Genomic DNA, 18,550 nt, shown 5'->3' on the forward strand with positions numbered 1-18,550 from the left:
TAAGAATACGAATCAGGCAGGCAAAGTGAAACTATCAAAATTGGAACCGTATCTGGCGGTACTGCTGCTGGTTATGGTCTATGTCGTATCCCGCCAGGCAGGCCGGATGGCGGCGGGAGTCAACGTAATCTCCGGGAAAGAGCGGCCGGTTGTGGTGATCGATGCGGGCCATGGAGGCAATGACCCCGGGAAGATCGGAGTGGATGGCAGCCTCGAGAAGGACATTAATCTAAAGATTGCCAGGAAGGTGAAGGCCTATCTGGAATCCTCCGATGTCCAGGTGGTCCTGACACGTGAAGACGACCAGGGGCTCTATACGGAAAAGGACAGCAAGAAAAAGATGGCGGACATGAACCGGCGCTGTCAGATTATCAATGAGACGAGTCCGGCGCTGACGGTGAGCATCCATCAGAACAGCTATCATCAGGAGGGAATCTCAGGCGGCCAGGTGTTCTACTACAAGGGATCAGAGAAAGGAAAGAAGCTGGCGGAGACGCTGCAGAAGCGGTTTGACTTCGTCCTGGGTGACAAGAATACGAGAGTAGCCAAGGCCAACGACAACTATTTCCTCCTGCTCCATGTGAAGACACCGATTGTCATTGTGGAGTGCGGTTTCCTGTCGAACTGGAATGAGTCGGCCATGCTGAATTCCGAGGAGTATCAGGACCGGCTGGCCTGGACGATACATATGGGGATTATGGAGTATTTGAACGGAAGATAACGTATTTACAAGGGATTCGGGCACTGTTGAGATTAAAACAGTGCCTTTTGTCTACGGTTTGTCTACGCTTTTTTGAGCAGGTAGACAGGTTAAGCAAATTCTTCATATACTTCGACAGCCTCCTTATCCCCATTTTCAACATTAAATACGTAATACTTTAGGGTGGTTTCGATGTCGGAATGTCCTAAGCGCTTCTGTACGATGGCAGGATTGGAGATGTGCGAAGCCAAAACAGTAGCGTGTGTATGGCGGAGTGCATGATAATGGAATTCTTTGATTCCCAATTTATCGTGTATGATCCTAATAGCATTTTTCAGGCTTTTGGAATTGTACAGCTTTCCGTTTTCCTGGCGGCAGACAAAATCTAATTCCTCAGAGTCCTGATATTCCTGAATGAAAATAATACCGTCTTCTGTCATATAGTTTTTTAAGTAATATTCTCCATATCTCAATCTATTTTCTGCCTGGCGTTTCTTTTCTGCCTTTAAAGCAGAGTATAGCGTTTCACCAAAAGAGATAGTACGATAGGAGGTCGGTGTTTTAAGCGTGGCAAAGCCCCATTTATTATTGTTATAGGATAACTGCCTGTGTATGGTGATGGTCCTGCTCTTCATATCTATGTCAGGCCAGATCAGACCAAAACATTCGTTTAAGCGTACTCCAGTGTAATAACCGATCATGAACGGTATGTAAAAATTTGAACCTGGAGGGAATTCGGCAACTATTTTTTTATAATCATCTTGGGTCACGAGATATTCATTCTTAGGTTCTTTTTTATATACCGGAAGGCGTACGCCCAGCATGGGAGACACAGCTATGTAACGGCATGGTGATACCGCGTAGCTTAAGGCGCTGGAGGTACAGGACTTAAGGTATTTTACCGTGTTTTTTGAGAGACCGGCTTTCTTCAAGCTGTTTATAAAATCCTGTAAAATGTCGCTGTTCAGGGATTTGAGGAAATATTTACCCAGAGCGGGTCTTATGTGCTTTTCGATTGCATTTTTATAGCTGCTCTTTGTGTTTGCAGATCCGTTTACCATGACATGATTCTCATACCAATAGTCAAGATAATCTGAAAAACTTAATTCAGATGGAACAAATCGCTGGCCCGCGTTGTTGTACTCGGTCATGGCCTGGGTGCCGGCTTTCATGGCATCGGCTTTCGTACGGAATCCGCCCTGAGTGATGCGGGTGCGCTTGCCTTCGATCTTGGCGCCCTCGAAGCCATATGACCAGAACTTGCCGCGTTTTCGTGCTGTTACTTGCGCCATAATATCCTTCCTTTCTCATTTTGTTGCGATATCGCAACTCGAACACCTGTTTTGGGGTTCACTGAATAAAGGAAAGATGGTATACTGATTGTGATAGTTGGGTGTATATCATCTTCCCTTTGGGTTGATAGTTGCATCTATGTTAAGCCGTTCGGTGTTACCAGCACCGGGCGGTTTTTGTATATTACATAGCAGAGTTTATATACGCATCATAAATCTTGCCGGCTTCCTCCATATAAATGTCATATAGCTTTTCGGCCCATTCTTCATATTCGCTGTATTTTCCAGAACCGGAGTTGTAGTATATCTCAGCCATTTTTCCAACGCCTTCGTTAACAATTTCGGCCGATTTCGATACCTTGGCATTAGCAATTTCCGCTAAACCAGATAAGCCATTTGTATTTTGTTTCGCTTCAGCTTCGTATTCTGAAATTAGTGTGGGTGTAGCAGCTTTTAATTTAGCAGTATACGAATCTAAAATTCCTTGATAAGTGCTTTCATCATAAGATACGGAAGGAGTCTGTGGATTTTCAATCCATGCACCGTCAGCACCTACGCTATAACCATCTGGTGTAACACAATCGTGGAACATATAGCCATCGTCACCAAAATAATATGATTTTCCGTCAATCGTATGCCAACCTGACTTCGTATAACTTCCATCGTCATTTTGATACCACCAACCGATTTGATCTTGCTTCCATTCTCCAGCTAAAGCTGTCGTTGCCATTGTTGCCGATATAACGAGCGTTGCAACAAATAACTTCATCCTCTTCATGAAGACCCTCCTAGATTTCGGCATTGCCGTATTTTTATTAAAAAGCATGGGCTAATTAATAACTATATTTCTATATTTTAAGTGAACAGTAAAGCTCTGGGAGTTCGTAGCTCCTGGGGCTATTTTATTTATTCGTCATCGTCACTGAATTGATCGACATAATCGCTAATGTAGGGCACATCTGTTGACTGAGATTGATGAAATTCTTCTGCGATCATCGTTTTATTAAATTCTGCGGTTGGATCTAATTCTGATACTAAAGACTCCAATTCTTCTAAGGTTGCATAGAAAAACTCTTTTCTTAAATTCACCTTGTTTACTCGTTGATTATTCAGAATTGAGTGAAGCCTACTTTCCAAACCAACAGCGTCATCTGAAAAAATAAAACTGTGCACATCAAAGCGGAACGGAACACTGGCACTTCCGAGTTCGTCAACACGATCCTGAGGATTGAGACGACGTGTCATTCCAATTTTAAATACATTATCTCCGAAGGATCCTAAGTTGCTAATTATATATACATTACCCGCCTTCCCATTCTGCAACTGAGAAATTTCTTCTTTCTTAATCGCAACATCTGAAAGCTGTCCTTGCAACTCAAGAATTTTACGTTGTAAATCTTCAATTTGTTTATCGTCGGTGGTAATGGCTAGCACTTCTTTTGCTTTCTCAATTTCTGTTTGATATTTTGATTCTTCTTGTTCGATCTTTTTACGTTGCTGCTCTAAAATTTTTCTTTCTTCTGCTTCTTCACGCATTTGTTGCTTAATAGCTAGCTGTTCTTGTCGGGCTTGTTCTTTCTTGACATAATAATTGTATTCAATTTTTACAGCATCAATAAAAAGATATTCTATCTCTCCAATAAATTTTGTTAAAGTACCAGCTATACTTTGATTACCTTCACCGGCAATACTTAAATATTTAGCTGTTACTTTTTTTACGTTTTCGATAGATTGATCTAATTTTTCATATTTTAAATTGTAAAGGATATTTTGTAGTTCAGCCCTCAGCGCAATTACCATAAGCTGATAAATTGATTTATTTGCTTTAGTTGTATAACGTGAAGCATAGGATTCTAGTACCTTATTGATAAGTTTATCATTATCTCGATAGGACTTTCTTAAATCCTTCATATCCATGCAATGCAATTTTAAGATAATGCTAGGAGATAATTCATCATATTCCATTTCTTCAGATGGAGATAATCGTTTCTTATAATTATCATCGGTAAGAAAATTTGCAATACAATAATCGACACTTTTGTAAAGTTCTTTTGAACGGCGCAGTTTATTATCCTGTGTATTAATCTGTTTTTGTAATTTTTCGCTCTGTGAAGAAAGTTTTTCAATTTCCTCTTGCAATTGTGCGATTAGCGAGTTGTGTTCAGCTATAGAGGCATTTTTTGAATCGAGTTCAGCGGATACTTTTTCAGCCTGCTTAGCGTGCTCTACTTCCATGGATTCAATTTTGTTTTTAACTTGTTCGTATTCATCACAGCCCAACTCTTTAAGTTTGGCATTTAGTCGCTCATTTTCAGCTTTTATTTTAGAAATATTAAATATATCTAATATGCTCATGTTGCAACCTCTTTTCATTTGTTTATATAAATGCTAGTAGCTATTTTAATCTTGATTCAATGGTAAGACAATCACATCCGTACATTTCCGCAATCACACTGGCGCTGCAGTTATTATGCTCTTCTAAAAAATCATCTGTTATTACCATGTAAGCTGAAAATAGATTTGCTTCCCTTTCCACAAGAGAATTTAAACATGTATAATTCCTTAGAAAGTAGCAATTCTGTTTTCTATGCATAATTGCGTGACCTAATTCGTGAGCCATGACAAAAAGCAATTCAGCACCTTCCAAGCAGTTATTTATAAAAATACATCTGTGATTTTTGGCAAACAGATAGCAACCAGCGTAATCTCCTAATGGGCCAAATTGTACCTCTATTTTTAACTGCTTTGCTATTCTAAAAGGGTCGGACGTTTCACAAATTCTCATGTAATAGGCAACGATGCGTTTAATGCGTTCTCTATCACTCATGGACTCACCTACTTTTTGTTTTTATAAGGATTGTATTTCTCCTTATTGATTTTCTTGAGGTGATGTAGCATAATATCGAGTTGCTGTGCAAACAACTCCTGAGTCTCTTCTGGTATCTCTCCACCTTCGAAACTTGCGGGGCCAGCTTCACCGCCCTTGAGTTTTGCCATGATATTATCTAAATCTTTGGCAATGTCGCGTTCATCCTTTGCAGTAAGAGTAGTTTCTTTTACCGCCTCTTCCATTTCCCCTGTTAATAAATAAGAAATAGGAACACCAAAATAATCGGCGATTTTCTGAAGCTTATCAGGTTTGAAATTCCATTTCCCTTGTTTCCATCCGGTAAACGAAGCCGTTGAGATTCCTGTTGCTTTGGCGACTTGATAAGTTGTCACCCCATATTTTTTTAATAGCGCCTCAAAGTATTGATACATCACTAACCTTCTTTCTGAAAAAAATGGCTATGAAAACTAAAACTAATGCTTGACAAGCTATGAATACTAAGTTATACTTAAAACAACTTAGTATTCATAGCTAAGCAAAAGAAAACTTGGTTTTCATTATTAATTTAGCTGGTAACTTGATTATATAAGAAAACTAAGCTAATGTCAATATTATTTATGAAAGGAGTGAAGTAAAATGTATCAGAAATACGCAGAACTGAGGGATAAGGCAGGGGTTACGGATTACGAGGTAGCAAAACGAACAGGGGTGTCAACTTCAACATTGACGAACTGGAAATACGGAAGATACTGTCCTAAATTCGATAAGCTGCTTGCTATCGCTAGATATTTTGATGTTCCTGTAGAATATTTTGCAGACGATCAGAAAGCTGAAAAGGAGGAAGTATGAGTGATTTAATAATTGATCCTGTGCTTAAGTCTCTGATTCCTCCACTGTCAGACGAGGAGTTTAGGCAGCTGGAAGAGAACATTAAAAACGAAGGTTGCCGGGATGCGCTGGTGATCTGGCAAGGAACCATCGTGGACGGGCATAACCGCTATAAGATCTGTCAGGAATATGGAATCAAATTCAAAACCGAAGATAAAGAATTTGCCGACAGAGATGAGGCGGCTGAATGGATTATCCGAAATCAGTTCGGACGGCGGAATTTAAGTCTGGCGCAGAGGTGTGAGTTGGCTATGAAACTGAAGCCGGCTATTCAGAAGAAGGCAAAAGAGAATTTGAAAACTTCTACTGGTGGTAATATTCCTCGGCCTTTGACGAAATCATCAAAGCCGGAAAAATCATTTAACACCCGTAAGGAGCTGGCTGAGATTGCTGGAGTTAGTGAAGATACAATTTCTAAAGTTGAAAAAATCCATGAAAAGGGGACTCCTGAACAGATTGAGCGGGCAAGGAAAGGAGGAAAAGGAAACAGCGTAAACGCCATCTACAACGAAGTAACAGGAAAGACAAAGCCTACAAAGGTAAAAGCTGAGGAGCCCACAACAAAGCAGACAGAGGTTGAAATAAGGCAGGGTAATCCCCCGGATAAGGCGGTGCCGGAGGAAAACTCAGAACCTATAAGACGGGTAGCGCCGGATTCTTTGCAGGCGGAATTAGCAGGTATTAGATTGAAAAGAGAGCCACTGACAAAAGAAGAAAAAGCCCGTATGGATAAATCAATTGCTGATATGCGGAATCCGGATCGAGTAGTGGTAACGACGATAGATGACGCAATCGAGGAATTGAGATGTAATTTAGGGACACCTTTATGGTCGTTAGAAAATATCCTTCAGAGACATATCGATCTATTAAAAGACAAAGAAAACAACAAAAAAATAATGGCCGTACTGTCTGAAGCAGTAGCGACCATCAATGAATGGAAAGGAAAGTACTCATATGAAAAACTATAACATGAAACCCAATTATATGCAATTGCCAAGTAACCAGATCCTCACAGATCCCGCATACCAGAGGCCGATAGACAGGAACCGCGTTAAGAAAATTGTTCAGGAATTCAACCCGGCTATCGCAAACCCTGTCAAAGTTTCCTTTAGAGAAGGGAAGTATTGGGTATTTGATGGTCAGCATACATTGACAGCACTGAAAGAGCGTAACGGTGGGGTGGATTTAGTGGTTCCCTGCATGGTGTACACCGGTCTTACACAGGAAGATGAAGCGTTCCTGTTCGCTACACAGACGGGGACATCCAGTAAGGTGAAAGTCAACTTACGGCTGAGAGCGCTGTATTTATCCGGTGATCCCAATGTAACCCGCCTGCATGATACTCTGGAAGGTCTCGGGGTGAGACTGGATTTTACCGATCATCAAGGACAGTGCAAAATCGTAGCATATTCGACGATTTACAAGATTTTCCTGAACTTGAGCCAGAGAGAGTTTATAGATATGATGCAGACAATTTTGAAAGCCTGGCCGGATTCCCCAGAGCGACTCAGTAAGGAAATGCTGAACGGAATGTACCATTTCTTCTCTATCTATGGAGATGAATTCGACAAGAAGAAAGCTATTACACAGTTTTCTAAAGTTCCGGTTGCTGTTATTTTACAGCAGGGTAAAGCAGGGACGCGAGGCGGAGACAAGCGCTATGCCAGAGAATTAGTACGCATCTACAACAAGAACCTGCGCAATAAGTTAGATGAATATAGACTGAACATTTAATTTATTTATACAAATAAAATGAGATAGGAGGTACGCACGATGGTAGAAGCGTACAAGCCATTATACACGGTGAAGGAAGCCTCTAAAGTTCTGAAGGTTAATACAGATGCAGTGTACGACCTTATACGGAAGAGACAGCTTCCGGCACTCCGCCTGGGAGCAATGAAGATCAGAGGAAGCGATTTGGAGCGTTTTATTGAGAAGTACCCGGCAGGAGAGACCGAGGAGCCGGATCAGGAAGAGAACACATATTAAGAGGGGAGAATCATAATGGATAAAGAGACAATGGTGTTATTGTTAAAACATATCAAGGAAGGCAGATACGTTACGGATACTTATTGTGATGTTCAGAAACTTCTGACGAATGCAGGAATGAAACTGTATGCGAAGCCCTGCTGTGACCGCATCGAAGCCGCCGGACTGGTAGACGGCATTCATATTTCACACTTATACCCGTCTTTAGGGAATTTACAAATGGATGCAAGCGGAATGAAAGCCTGCGAAAAGATATTGAAAGCATACCTTCAACCAGAATGCTTGGAGCCGTTGCAGGAGACGCTGCAGAAATATCATACCTGGAATACTGCTGTTAACAATACATTATATCTTCTGAGAAAAGCAGATGCAAAAGAATTGAAGGCAGGAGATTTAAAGATTCTGGAGTGCCAGATTAAAACAGAAGATGAAGCAGATGCTTTAGTCCTGCTAAAAACAGAACTTAAATACCGCAGGTTCCCGTTCCGGCTGTATCGAACGATGAAGAGAATAGCATTTGTAAGTCAGATGCTTGTATGGTTCCGCGGTCCTGTGAGGCTTTTGGTGCCACTTATTAAGGAAGCGTGGAAAGATTGGTCAGGTGATAGCGATACGTCCGACAATGAGGGCGGTGGACATTACGGGAAAGCTCTGAAAAGGTTTTTAAAAGCCCATGGAGGTATTGAAGGAATAGAGAAACTCCACGGCGATGATCTAATTAAATACGTCTATATGGCGGTGAAGACCTATGGAAAAGAAAACAGAGCAGAGGTTAATCATTGCGGAACAAAATCGTGCATGGAAGTCGAGAGAAGATATACAACGATTAAAACGGCCATGGAGGCAATAGGACGGCTAACACCTAAACAGTTAATGCATATGTACCCGATTACAAAAGAATACGATGGTGAAAGATGGGGGTCTAAGGATTATTTCTATACAATGAAAAGTCTGAAGAAATGGTCAGAGGACAAGCCTATAGGAGATGCTCAGGATGTCGCGTGCCTGCTATGGGATTATCAGAATTGGGATCTGACCTTTATGCTTCTTCAGTGGCAGAATGTAATTGGCGATTTATATATCTACTGCAACAATAAAGAGCCTCAAAACGAATTTTATGAAAGGTACGAACAGAGGGTGGCACAGGAATCTTAAGATCATCTGTTGAAAACGAATATGGAAGCTATGGAGCAAAAAAAGTCCTCAGCTAACTGCAATTAGCTAAGGACAGTACGGCCCGGAGGCTATACGCAATCTCACAATTGCAGTATACCACCTCTGGGCCAGGAATGGAAGGTGAAATTATGAGTATTGATAAAAGAATTGACTATTTGACGACAGAGTTAATTCATGAATTAGGAACAATGGAAATCGAGGAAATACAGGAATTCAGGACCGAAGTAATGAGAGAACTGGATACCTTTAAACGTCCTGAGCTGGTTAAGGTATATATAAACCGTGTGATTGATTTGGTAATCCAGAAGAAGCAGGAGAAAGCGAGGGCTGCCATATGATAAAGAAAAATGCAGTTCAGAAAGCGAAAGAAATCAGAGTCCCCGCTAGATTCTCTATCAGTTACGATCAGGCTGTTGAGCTTGTCGATCATTATGAGAGCGGTTTCGAATGTGGGCTAATGTTCTTCCGCCTTGGGTATATGCAGGGACAGAGGGCGGCGAAAGCAGAACAGTGTAAGAAGGAGGCAACAGAATGCAAAAAATGAAGATGATTATGGTTCCGGAAGAAAGATATAACCGTATGTTAGAAAGCTATGACGGAGCTATGGAGGAGATTTTAGAACTCAGCGAGGAAAACAAAAGATTAAAGGCGTGCGAGGATCCGCTTCTTATGGTAATGAGTGATGACTTTAGAATGTCGGAATCCATGCTGAAATATGCGAAGAATGATGAAGTTGTTACAATCCGGCTTATCTGCAGGCGGATACGGGAGAGAATGGAATCCACTGATGATGTGGCACGTGAACTTAAATTATATGACCTGATGGACGATGCGGGGTGTGACCGGGATACGGCGGAGCTGCTCCTCCAGGATCAGGAAGAATCCATTGCGAGATCGCAACAGGGCGAGGAGGACAGTGGTGATGATGAGTAAAATTTTAAAGCCGGAAACGGCAGCAGAACCCAAGGGCTATAAAGGATTCTTATACATAAAGTGCAGGAAGTGTGGAGAGGTTCATGCTTTCTGCACCAGAGAGAGGATTAACGGTTCCATATGCCCCTGCTGTGGGGCGAGAACCTTCTTTACGGAGCCACTTAAGGTAATGCGTATATACTGCGAGTGTGGGCTTTATACGCGCTATATGACGAACCTCAAAGAGGAGATGTTCGATGCAAACTGTATCAACTGCGGCTCATTGGTTGCCGTGAAATACAACAGCCGGAAGAACCGTTACGAGACGATAAGAGAATAGGAGAAGTGCTATGTTGAAGGATATTGAAGTTAAAATAATCGCGCCGGCGCAACTGCCTCCGGTCCTGTATTGGCTGCTTAATCATAAATATCACACGGCGCAGTGGGATTTTGTTGTGATGTACGATGCAAAATGGCAGATTTTGTATGTGAATAGAACAGTACCAGAAAGCGACGTGAAAAAGTTTGTAGATATTGTTTCCTGGCCAACATGGTATATCGGCGATATGGATTGTCCAATAGCTGATGATGTGGAATATGTCTACGAAGCGTATGGCTGGAACGTATGGCACATACTGACAGAGGCTCATAAAGACCGCATGAAAAAGAGAGAAACAGAGAAGGCGCAGGAGAAGGCAAAAAAAATTCTCCCAGTAATTAAAGCGGAAATAAATGCAATCGTAGACGACAAAATACCGGATCCGATGGACGATTACCTTGTATCCTGTATAAACGATACTGGCCGGGAGATTGACAGAGACCGCGATATGCACGAATGTCTGGTGAACACTGGTATGAAGTACGTATTTTATCTCGGATATTTGATGGGATCAGGGAAAATTAAGGAGGAGGCAGAAGTATGAAAGATACTGGGGTTATAAGACGAATTGACGATCTGGGGCGCGTAGTAGTGCCGCGTGACATGAGAAAGAGTTTGGGGTTGCAGGAAGGTACTCCGCTGGAAGTATGCGCCACTGAGGAAGGGATCCTTTTTAAGAAATACGATCCGGGAATTACGATGATGGACATCGTAAAGAATCTGGAGAGCGCACTGAACGACAACTACGTAGAATTGGGAGTTGATGTAACACGGGAAATCAGGATGTGTATAAATGATCTGAAAGATATCCTTAAGGACGTAAATTAATATTTAATAGATAAGGCTGTTTTAAGGCTCGTCAGTCCTTCTAAAAGAACTGACGAGCTGGTGATTAGTAATGATTTGTGCTGGAATCTGCTTCTGCGATAGCTTTAGTTTGATGGACTGTACCCCAATGATGATGAGGCGGTGCGTAAATAGAGAATAATTTTAAAGGAATATCGCTGGTATTTATTACATTGTGCCAGGTTCCGGCAGGAACAAATATGGCACTGTTAGTAAAAATAGGTTGTTGAAAATCTAAACAGTTCATCTGCTTACCCATTTGTACAATTCCATGGCCGGATTCAATATGCAAAAATTGGTCATCGTCCGGATGAACTTCTAATCCTATTTCGTTGCCGACAGGTATACTCATTAGCGTAAGTTGTAAGTTGTTACCTGTCCATAAGGCAGTACGAAATGTGTCATTATTTATAGTGGCATTACTAATATCAATAGTGAACGGATTTGGCCCATAATCGGTATTTGGTATGGAACTTAAATAAGAAGTTTCTGAGGTATAGAATGGCGACAAATTAGTATGTTGATAGTTGAACATTTTTGTACCCAAGATATTTATTTATAACATTATATGAAAAAAAATAGTTTTTGTTCATACAAGAAGAACACAGAAGTAAAGCCAGGGCTTTAATAAAACGGGTCCATTAGAGCGAATTACTGCAATGGTACTTTTAGATAAAGTAAAGACAAATTAAATTTAAGAAAAGAAGGAGATTTTGATGGAAACAAATTTATTTATCCGGGACGGCGAGACCTGGACAAGATTTAAGGTAAAGATCCGCGAAGTGGGCGTGTATGCCTACAAGCTTAAGAAATATGTAGATGTGGACAAGCCGGTCCGGCAGAGCAGCCGCTACGCTTATTACGAGGTAAAGGGAGATCTGCTGAATGGCTGCAGAAAAATGGTGTAACAGGCAAAGTCCTTTTACATAGCAACCCGTAAACGTTCATGCCGAAGGATTAATGTGTCACGACGTTATATGCCATTGGTATGCTGCAGGGGGCGGTGAGGAGCCGCCTCCGGAAAGGAGATTTTGTGAACAGAGAAGAAATGAAGAAAGTCGTTCTCGACTATATAAATAAAAATGATTCCGTGAGCTATGCGGAATTACAGTGGTTGTTTCAGCAGAAAAAGTATGACTATGAAGGTGATGTGATGTCTTGTTCGGAGGTTTGCGAACATGTAGTCTTCTGGTCAGGCTGGAATGAGGATACATACAATATGATGGGCGAGCTGATGCAGGATGACCTGATTCACCGGGAACCTACTACATTTCTGACTTACCTGATCGACGGGGCCGCTCTCTCCTTCCCAATAGTCAAAAAGTCAATTATGTATAAAACGGATCACTGGCTTCCGACTGTTTTCTGCAAGGGAAAAGATACGACACTATAAGTGAAGGGAGACAGGGGAATGTCAGACAATTACAGCATGAGACAATATGCTCTTGCATACGCGAAAATGGGGATGGCCGTATTTCCCCTGATTCCAAAAAATAAAAAGCCCGTTACAGCAAACGGATTTCATGATGCTACAACGGATCCGGCGCAGATTGAAAAATGGTGGGGAGCGAATCCGAACTATAATATTGGAATTGCAACCGGTCAGATGAGCGGCGGTCTGGTTGTTATCGACCTTGATGTTGATGATGAAAAGGGCAAATACGGGAATGAGACTTTGCGGGAGTGGGAAGCAGATCACGGTCAACTGCCTGACACCTGCCGGACGATAACGGGACGTGGCGGATATCACCTTCTTTATCGCGTGAACAGAGAGGTTTCTTGTAGCATCAACGAGGATATGGCCGTTGATATACGAGGTGATGGGGGATATTTTGTCGCGCCTCCCAGTGTTCATCCGAATGGACATGAATACGAGTGGGAACAGGCCCCGGACGAGTTTGTATTGGAGCAGGCCGATAATTTGGTTTACGACTTTATTGATTTTATACGGCCTCCTAAAAAAGAGAATGCGACCTATTCTGTCCCGGAGGTTATTCCGGAGGGGAGCCGGGATAATGCAATTTTCCGTCTGGCCTGCAGCTTACAGTCAAAAGGGCTGTCTGATGAGGCAATTCTGGCAGCGGCAAGAGTAGAAAATGAGACACGGTGTATACCCCCATTATCTGATAAGGAGGTTGAGCAGAAGGTAAAGAGCGCTCTTAAATATCAGAAGTCAACTGCGCCGTATTCCGGTCAGGCCGTAAAGAAAGAAGGAAACGTGACCCAGTTCATTGATGCTCCGGTCCAGCTAAAATGTGAGGATTGGATATGTGATAAAGATGGCGTTTATAAATGGGTTCAGGGAAAAAAAGACACCGATCCGCCTATTCTTATTGACGTATCCTATCAGCAGATCATGCCGATCGGAACGACTGAAAATATTGAGACGGGAGAACAGAAGTATGTTATTGCATTCAGTGTCAGGCGGAATGGCCGGTTTGTTTGGAAGAACATAAAAGTGGAGCCTGCCATCTGCTGTTCCAAAACAAAGATCGTTACTCTGGCCAATCTGGGTATTGTAGTAAATGATCAGAAGGCAAAGGTACTGGTGAATTATCTTTCTGATATGTACCGGATTAACGAAGAAGATTTACCAATAACAAAGGCTGTATCTCATTTTGGCTGGATTGGTAAAGATTTCTTCCCGTATGTAAAAGGCATTACCTTTGACGGGGATAATGCGCAGGAGAAGACGGTTAGGGCTATTGCAGGTCATGGGAATTTTGAGACATGGCGTCAGGCCTGCCAGGAATACAGGAAAAATCTGTATGTCAGGCTTCTTATGGACGCGAGTTTTGCTTCTGTACTTATTAAGAAACTGAATTGCCTCTGCTTTGTGCTGCATCTTTGGGGACCGTCCGGAACAGGAAAGACAGTAGCGTTTATGGTGGCTGCATCTATATGGGGAATTCCAGATGAACTCATCCTGTCAGTCGATTCGACGATCAATTACTGTACAAGCAGGGCGGCACTTATGAAGAGTCTGCCGGTATTTATAGATGAGACACAGCTTTCAAGAGGGAGCCTGGAGAAGCTGATCTATGCTATGACAGAAGGAAAGACCCGCGGCCGGTTATCCAGGAACAGCAGCGAGAAGGACCAGAAGACATGGGAAAATGTTTCATTCTTTAACGGGGAGCAGCCGATCGTAGGGGAGCAGTCCGGCGCCGGCGCGGTGAACCGTGTGATTGAGTTGGAAGTGGAGAAAACGCTTTTTGATAATTTCACGCAGAGCCTGGAGATCGTCCGGGAAAATAATGGCCATGCCGGCGAGAAGTTCGTGCAGTACATTCAGAGCATTCCAGAGGAGCGACTGGTCCAGAGATATAAGGACCTGTGCAAGAAATTAACGATCCTGGCGCAAAGTACAGGAAAGCAGGTGCAGAGTCTGGCGTGTATACTGCTGGCTGATCAGCTGGCAGGTGAATGCCTGTTTCCGGAAGAAGAAGCGGTAAATCTACTGGAGGGTGTCGGATTCCTGAAAGAACAGAATGAGGTATCTCAGGCTGAAAGGGCTTATCAGTTCATTGTGGACTGGATTGCGGCAAACGAGGTTTTGTTTAATCCTGGATTCAGCATCAAGATTTTAGGTAAGGTGACAAAGGAATCCTGCTTGTTTAATCAAACGGAGTTGATGAAGGTTTTGGAAGACAATGGATTTGATTTCAATGCCGTAAAAAAGGAGTGGGCGACATCCGGATACCTAGAGCGTTCAAGTGATGGTAAATACGCAGTTCGTACGACGGTGGCAGGGAAGGATACAAAGGCACGATATGTAAAACTGATTTTTCAACAGCCTCAGAACATTGATGAATACGAGGATTACACTGGTGAAAATGAACCATTTAATAAAAAAGGTGGGACATAATCGAAAATGTGGGACAAGGTGGGAAGAATGTGGGAACAAAAAACTTAGAGTTTACAAAGGGTTATATTACAGTTCCCACTATCCCACATATATATTGATTTTATAGATATATATATTTATTAATTAATACATGTGGAGTTGGTGCCTATATGTAATACATGAATATATAGGTTCCTAAAAATGAAAATTGGGTGGGAAAGTGGGAAAAGTCTTGAAACCCGCATAAATACAGGCTTTTTCATGTCCCACCATCTGAAAATAAACGTGTGCTACCCCAAAAAAGAGGGATCGCGGGATAAAAAAAGTGGGAAAAGGTTGTGATGTCACAACTGTTTCGACGGTCGAAACTTTTAATAGATAGAAGGGAAGGCGATATTATTGGACAAGGTAAGAATACGGGATATGAAGTTGAGTGATTACAACATATCACGTGCGAAATATAACGAACTGAAGTACTTTTGTATGCAGTATGAGGAGAAGAAAAGGGAAATACATAATTCCTATGGCCTAGGCGCTATAGTGAGTGATGGTATGCCGAAAGGTAATATACCGGGGAATCCGACGGAGCATGCAGCGATCCGAAACGCGATGCTTCAGAGTGATGTGGAATTGATAGAGCAGACGGCTATGGAAGCGGACTCAGATATGTATCAGTGGCTCTTGAAGAATGTGACGGAGGGAATTCCGTATGAGTGGTTGAATGTTCCAAGAGGAAGAAGGCAGTTTTATGAGGCCAGAAGATACTTCTTTTACTTGCTGGCACAAAAAAGATAAAAGTGGGTAACTACGAGGGGGTACTTCCGTGATATTATGGTACCATGCAGAAGGTAAGGAAAAGCCATTTTGCATAACCTCCCCCAATTGACGGCCGCCGGCTTTTACCGGTCGGTGGCTGATTTATCCTTCATAATTCATGTTTCTCCTCTTACTGAGTTCTTACAAATATGTAAGGGCTCTTTTAAATAATACGTGTAATATGTATTAATTCCATTGATGATACGTATTATACGTGCTATTATAATATTATAAGGAGGAAAATCATGAAATTAGTTTATCCAGCAATATTTACACCTTATGAAGATGAAAGCGGAGGTTATGCCGTTGAGTTTCCGGATCTGCCCGGTTGTGTTACTGGTGGAGATGATATGGCAGAAGCGATCTTTATGGCAGAAGATGCTGCCAGCGGTTGGGTACTCACAGAACTGGAGGACGGCAAGAAGGCGCCTAAAGCGTCAGAGTTTGGTAGCATTAATAAAGAGCCTGGCCAGTTTGTGAATATGGTTGCTTTGGATATGGACGCCTATGCTGAAAAGTACGGAAGCAAGGCGGTAAAGAAGACTCTTACAATTCCTGCATGGCTCAATACCTACGTGGAAGAAAATAACATCAGTTGTTCAGCTGTTTTACAGGAGACGTTAAGTAAAATGGCGCAGTCGTCGATGCAATAAATTACAGAACCTCATTTTGAGCACTCGGTTATATCGGGTGCTCTTTCCTATATTATTTTGGTATTTTACAAATAAGAACATATGTTCTATACTGAATAAACAAAAGCCATTGTCGTATTTTGGAATATTTTCCCAGGAGACTTATGATATAATAAAGAAAAATGTCGATTGGGAGGAAGTTTTATGGAAGCAGGTTCGATTGATAGAAAAATATATTATTATGATGTGCAGACATACTATGAAGGATCAGTAAATACTATAATACCATATAAAGAACAAGATCAAATTTTAATTGAAGCATTTACCTACATACAAAATATTAATAAGCAAATCGAAAGGTGTGACAGTGAAGAACAGCAAAAAGAGATAATAAAACAAATCGAGTGTCCAACCATACATGGTGATAAAATATATATAATTGTTGATAATATATTAGATAATGGAAACATTAAATTTAAGCTAGTTTTATGCAGGGCTGATGCTTGGCCCTATTTAGAAAAAGATGGTAGATTAGTAAAATTATTTTCTGAGGTAGGAGTAGGATTTAGCGTTGCAGAGATCACACACTGTGTTTTGTTTGCAAAAAAAGGTGTGATGGGAGCTGAATTTAATTTTAATGGAGCACGTCCTAGTTCGATTATAGATTACCTTCCTAGAATTTTTAATAAAATAAGGCAAGTCACTTGTACAGGAAAATTACGATATGATGCTTTTGAAAGACTAATAGCAGACGATGGATATAGCTTGTTTGAGATTGGTGTAAAAAACACACCTGAAATGCGAGTGATTCTTAGAGATAATATGGGATTAATTGGTGCCTTTTTTAATGATATCAGTGATTTAGATATATATGAAATTGCATTAAAAAGAAGAAAAACAAAGAAAAAAAGAGGTTTCATGCCGCCTGTCAGTATACAAGAATTAAAAGAAATTGTTGAACATAATCGGGAGGATATAAAATCATTTAAAGTTAGCCAAGGGGTATATAAAGATAGTATAGATTTGTTAAGCGATAAGATGGTATGTAAACAAACATTTGTAATAACTGAGGATAAAGTAATTGATTCTAGTGAAATGTATTCTACGATAGTTAATTATTTCGATGCGATAGTTAATAGAAGCTAGATATTAGGTTGAAAGGATGTGAAATTAATGAAGTTAAAACATTGTGTTAGAAGAATTTTATTAATTGCATTTCCGGTAGCTTGTGCTGTCCTTTTATCATTATGCTTCGATGTTAAATTAGGGTCAGAAGAATTTTATGAAATAGTTAAGATTGTCGTAGGTATTTGGGCCACCTTATTGGGCTTTCTGATAACTGCTGTTTCAATTTTGGTTACGTTTACTGGAAGTAGATTAACAGAAGAGATTAAACAAACAGGCCATTTTAAAACAGTATTATTCATTTATATATTAACTTCAATTGAATTATTATTATTTTTATCAGTATTTGTTTTGATATTATTAGGTCAAATTTTTAGCTCTATTATAGTGCTTTTTTTTGTCGTAGCAATTATAGTGACTATGCTTAACATGCTGGAATGTTTATTGTTTCTTTCTTTAATAGTGTATACTATTTATAAATAAATTTAAATAGATTTCAGGGCCACCCACCAGTGGCTCTTTTTCTATACCCAAAACAAACAAAGAGAAAAGGCCGCCTATTCGGCCGCCTCATCTCTGCAAAGTTCGTCCAGGGTAACGCCCAGGGCATCGGCCAGTAAAATGGCTGTATCAACCTTGCAATTATTATTCTTTTCAATATCTTGTATGGTTCGACGAGGAACGCCGGATAATTCAACGAGTTGGGGGACAGACAGTCCTCTTTGAGTGCGTATCTCTTTTAAATGCATTTATTTCTCCTTTTTATGCAGATAATGTAGGTGATGAAGCAAAAAAACCATGCACCCCATTTAAGCCAGTCAAAGGTGGTAGGAGTGGCAAATTCACCGTTAAATCCTTCGTAAAGGAACAGAACAGTAAGTGCAATTAGAATTAAGCGATAAAGTTTCATGTTTATTTCAGCAAATGAATGTGGTATACTATAGGTGAAGAAGGGAGGGGCCGAAGCCCCTGACCTTACTTCCGTTTTTTCTTTGGCCTTTTGGATTTACTATCTTTTCTCGTCTTAACTATCAGGCAGATGGCGGTGACGATTGCAAGTAGTGCTTCCGAAAGGTCTTTGATTATTTCGCTTATTGATTCATTCATTTGCTTTTCCC

Annotated in this window: 27 protein-coding genes; 19 read left to right on the forward strand and 8 right to left on the reverse strand. The window is 41.1% G+C overall.

Annotated features, from left to right (window positions below; translation table 11 throughout):
- Positions 1-25: 25 nt before the first annotated feature.
- The gene (locus tag H8S75_RS23790; protein WP_349768977.1) at positions 26-721 is read left to right on the forward strand and encodes an N-acetylmuramoyl-L-alanine amidase; all 696 of its coding nucleotides are present in this window, start codon (positions 26-28) and stop codon (positions 719-721) included.
- An 89-nt stretch (positions 722-810) separates the two neighbouring features.
- Here the strand turns inward: H8S75_RS23790 and H8S75_RS23795 are convergent, their stop codons facing one another.
- From H8S75_RS23795 to H8S75_RS23815, 5 genes are all read right to left on the reverse strand, one after another.
- Entirely contained in the window at positions 811-1,992 is a 1,182-nt protein-coding gene (locus H8S75_RS23795; protein WP_187023665.1) for a tyrosine-type recombinase/integrase, read from the reverse strand.
- Between the two features lie 184 nt (positions 1,993-2,176).
- Positions 2,177-2,770 carry a hypothetical protein gene (locus H8S75_RS23800; protein WP_187023666.1) on the reverse strand — a complete coding sequence of 198 codons (594 nt, stop codon included), beginning with the start codon at positions 2,768-2,770 and terminating at the stop codon, positions 2,177-2,179.
- A gap of 128 nt (positions 2,771-2,898) precedes the next feature.
- Positions 2,899-4,347 carry a GIY-YIG nuclease family protein gene (locus H8S75_RS32475; RefSeq protein ID WP_207729204.1) on the reverse strand — a complete coding sequence of 483 codons (1,449 nt, stop codon included), beginning with the start codon at positions 4,345-4,347 and terminating at the stop codon, positions 2,899-2,901.
- A 40-nt stretch (positions 4,348-4,387) separates the two neighbouring features.
- Positions 4,388-4,819 (reverse strand): ImmA/IrrE family metallo-endopeptidase, encoded by a 432-nt coding sequence (locus H8S75_RS23810; protein ID WP_187023667.1) that lies wholly within the window; start codon positions 4,817-4,819, stop codon positions 4,388-4,390.
- A gap of 8 nt (positions 4,820-4,827) precedes the next feature.
- Entirely contained in the window at positions 4,828-5,253 is a 426-nt protein-coding gene (locus H8S75_RS23815) for a helix-turn-helix domain-containing protein (protein WP_187023668.1), read from the reverse strand.
- 205 nt (positions 5,254-5,458) lie between these two features.
- Here H8S75_RS23815 and H8S75_RS23820 point away from each other — a divergent pair, with 205 nt between their 5' ends.
- The 11 genes from H8S75_RS23820 to H8S75_RS23870 all read left to right on the forward strand — a co-directional run bounded on the left by H8S75_RS23820 (position 5,459) and on the right by H8S75_RS23870 (position 10,994).
- Positions 5,459-5,671, forward strand: a complete 213-nt coding sequence (locus tag H8S75_RS23820; RefSeq protein ID WP_187023669.1) for a helix-turn-helix domain-containing protein — start codon at positions 5,459-5,461, stop codon at positions 5,669-5,671.
- On the forward strand, positions 5,668-6,678 hold the full coding sequence (locus H8S75_RS23825; RefSeq protein ID WP_187023670.1) for a ParB N-terminal domain-containing protein: 1,011 nt from the start codon (positions 5,668-5,670) through the stop codon (positions 6,676-6,678). The genes H8S75_RS23820 and H8S75_RS23825 overlap by 4 nt, the downstream gene beginning before the upstream one ends.
- Positions 6,665-7,444, forward strand: coding sequence for a DUF6551 family protein (locus H8S75_RS23830; protein WP_187023671.1), 780 nt, complete (start codon positions 6,665-6,667; stop codon positions 7,442-7,444). Before H8S75_RS23825 ends, H8S75_RS23830 begins: the two co-directional genes overlap by 14 nt.
- A gap of 39 nt (positions 7,445-7,483) precedes the next feature.
- Positions 7,484-7,699, forward strand: coding sequence for a helix-turn-helix domain-containing protein (locus H8S75_RS23835; protein ID WP_187023672.1), 216 nt, complete (start codon positions 7,484-7,486; stop codon positions 7,697-7,699).
- A gap of 15 nt (positions 7,700-7,714) precedes the next feature.
- On the forward strand, positions 7,715-8,854 hold the full coding sequence (locus tag H8S75_RS23840) for a hypothetical protein (RefSeq protein WP_187023673.1): 1,140 nt from the start codon (positions 7,715-7,717) through the stop codon (positions 8,852-8,854).
- Positions 8,855-9,003: 149 nt separating this feature from the next.
- Positions 9,004-9,213: a hypothetical protein gene (locus H8S75_RS23845; protein WP_243270427.1), complete on the forward strand. Its 210-nt coding sequence runs from the start codon at positions 9,004-9,006 to the stop codon at positions 9,211-9,213.
- Positions 9,210-9,419: a hypothetical protein gene (locus H8S75_RS23850; protein ID WP_187023675.1), complete on the forward strand. Its 210-nt coding sequence runs from the start codon at positions 9,210-9,212 to the stop codon at positions 9,417-9,419. Before H8S75_RS23845 ends, H8S75_RS23850 begins: the two co-directional genes overlap by 4 nt.
- Positions 9,407-9,808 (forward strand): hypothetical protein, encoded by a 402-nt coding sequence (locus H8S75_RS23855; protein ID WP_118040154.1) that lies wholly within the window; start codon positions 9,407-9,409, stop codon positions 9,806-9,808. The genes H8S75_RS23850 and H8S75_RS23855 overlap by 13 nt, the downstream gene beginning before the upstream one ends.
- Positions 9,798-10,127: a hypothetical protein gene (locus H8S75_RS23860; protein WP_118040152.1), complete on the forward strand. Its 330-nt coding sequence runs from the start codon at positions 9,798-9,800 to the stop codon at positions 10,125-10,127. Before H8S75_RS23855 ends, H8S75_RS23860 begins: the two co-directional genes overlap by 11 nt.
- Before the next feature lie 10 nt (positions 10,128-10,137).
- Positions 10,138-10,710, forward strand: a complete 573-nt coding sequence (locus H8S75_RS23865) for a hypothetical protein (protein ID WP_118040150.1) — start codon at positions 10,138-10,140, stop codon at positions 10,708-10,710.
- On the forward strand, positions 10,707-10,994 hold the full coding sequence (locus tag H8S75_RS23870; RefSeq protein ID WP_187023676.1) for an AbrB/MazE/SpoVT family DNA-binding domain-containing protein: 288 nt from the start codon (positions 10,707-10,709) through the stop codon (positions 10,992-10,994). Before H8S75_RS23865 ends, H8S75_RS23870 begins: the two co-directional genes overlap by 4 nt.
- Before the next feature lie 64 nt (positions 10,995-11,058).
- Here H8S75_RS23870 and H8S75_RS23875 read toward each other — a convergent pair whose 3' ends face one another.
- Entirely contained in the window at positions 11,059-11,547 is a 489-nt protein-coding gene (locus H8S75_RS23875; RefSeq protein WP_187023677.1) for a cupin domain-containing protein, read from the reverse strand.
- Positions 11,548-11,728: 181 nt separating this feature from the next.
- Between H8S75_RS23875 and H8S75_RS23880 the strand changes: the two genes are divergently transcribed.
- From H8S75_RS23880 to H8S75_RS23910, 7 genes are all read left to right on the forward strand, one after another.
- The gene (locus H8S75_RS23880; RefSeq protein WP_187023678.1) at positions 11,729-11,920 is read left to right on the forward strand and encodes a hypothetical protein; all 192 of its coding nucleotides are present in this window, start codon (positions 11,729-11,731) and stop codon (positions 11,918-11,920) included.
- Between the two features lie 125 nt (positions 11,921-12,045).
- Positions 12,046-12,405 carry a hypothetical protein gene (locus H8S75_RS23885; RefSeq protein ID WP_187023679.1) on the forward strand — a complete coding sequence of 120 codons (360 nt, stop codon included), beginning with the start codon at positions 12,046-12,048 and terminating at the stop codon, positions 12,403-12,405.
- An 18-nt stretch (positions 12,406-12,423) separates the two neighbouring features.
- A complete protein-coding gene (locus tag H8S75_RS23890; RefSeq protein WP_187023680.1) occupies positions 12,424-14,880 on the forward strand; it encodes a bifunctional DNA primase/polymerase in 2,457 nt (818 codons plus the stop codon).
- Between the two features lie 378 nt (positions 14,881-15,258).
- On the forward strand, positions 15,259-15,654 hold the full coding sequence (locus H8S75_RS23895) for a hypothetical protein (protein WP_187023681.1): 396 nt from the start codon (positions 15,259-15,261) through the stop codon (positions 15,652-15,654).
- Positions 15,655-15,920: 266 nt separating this feature from the next.
- A complete protein-coding gene (locus tag H8S75_RS23900) occupies positions 15,921-16,328 on the forward strand; it encodes a type II toxin-antitoxin system HicB family antitoxin (RefSeq protein ID WP_187023682.1) in 408 nt (135 codons plus the stop codon).
- A 183-nt stretch (positions 16,329-16,511) separates the two neighbouring features.
- On the forward strand, positions 16,512-17,453 hold the full coding sequence (locus tag H8S75_RS23905; RefSeq protein WP_187023683.1) for a hypothetical protein: 942 nt from the start codon (positions 16,512-16,514) through the stop codon (positions 17,451-17,453).
- A 27-nt stretch (positions 17,454-17,480) separates the two neighbouring features.
- Positions 17,481-17,915 carry a hypothetical protein gene (locus H8S75_RS23910; RefSeq protein WP_243270430.1) on the forward strand — a complete coding sequence of 145 codons (435 nt, stop codon included), beginning with the start codon at positions 17,481-17,483 and terminating at the stop codon, positions 17,913-17,915.
- 74 nt (positions 17,916-17,989) lie between these two features.
- Here the strand turns inward: H8S75_RS23910 and H8S75_RS23915 are convergent, their stop codons facing one another.
- On the reverse strand, positions 17,990-18,181 hold the full coding sequence (locus H8S75_RS23915; RefSeq protein ID WP_187023684.1) for a helix-turn-helix transcriptional regulator: 192 nt from the start codon (positions 18,179-18,181) through the stop codon (positions 17,990-17,992).
- Between the two features lie 226 nt (positions 18,182-18,407).
- Positions 18,408-18,539, reverse strand: a complete 132-nt coding sequence (locus H8S75_RS33140; protein ID WP_279288710.1) for a hypothetical protein — start codon at positions 18,537-18,539, stop codon at positions 18,408-18,410.
- Positions 18,540-18,550: the final 11 nt, after the last annotated feature.

The sequence above is a fragment of the Hungatella hominis genome, assembly GCF_014288005.1.
Lineage (GTDB): Bacteria > Bacillota > Clostridia > Lachnospirales > Lachnospiraceae > Hungatella > Hungatella effluvii.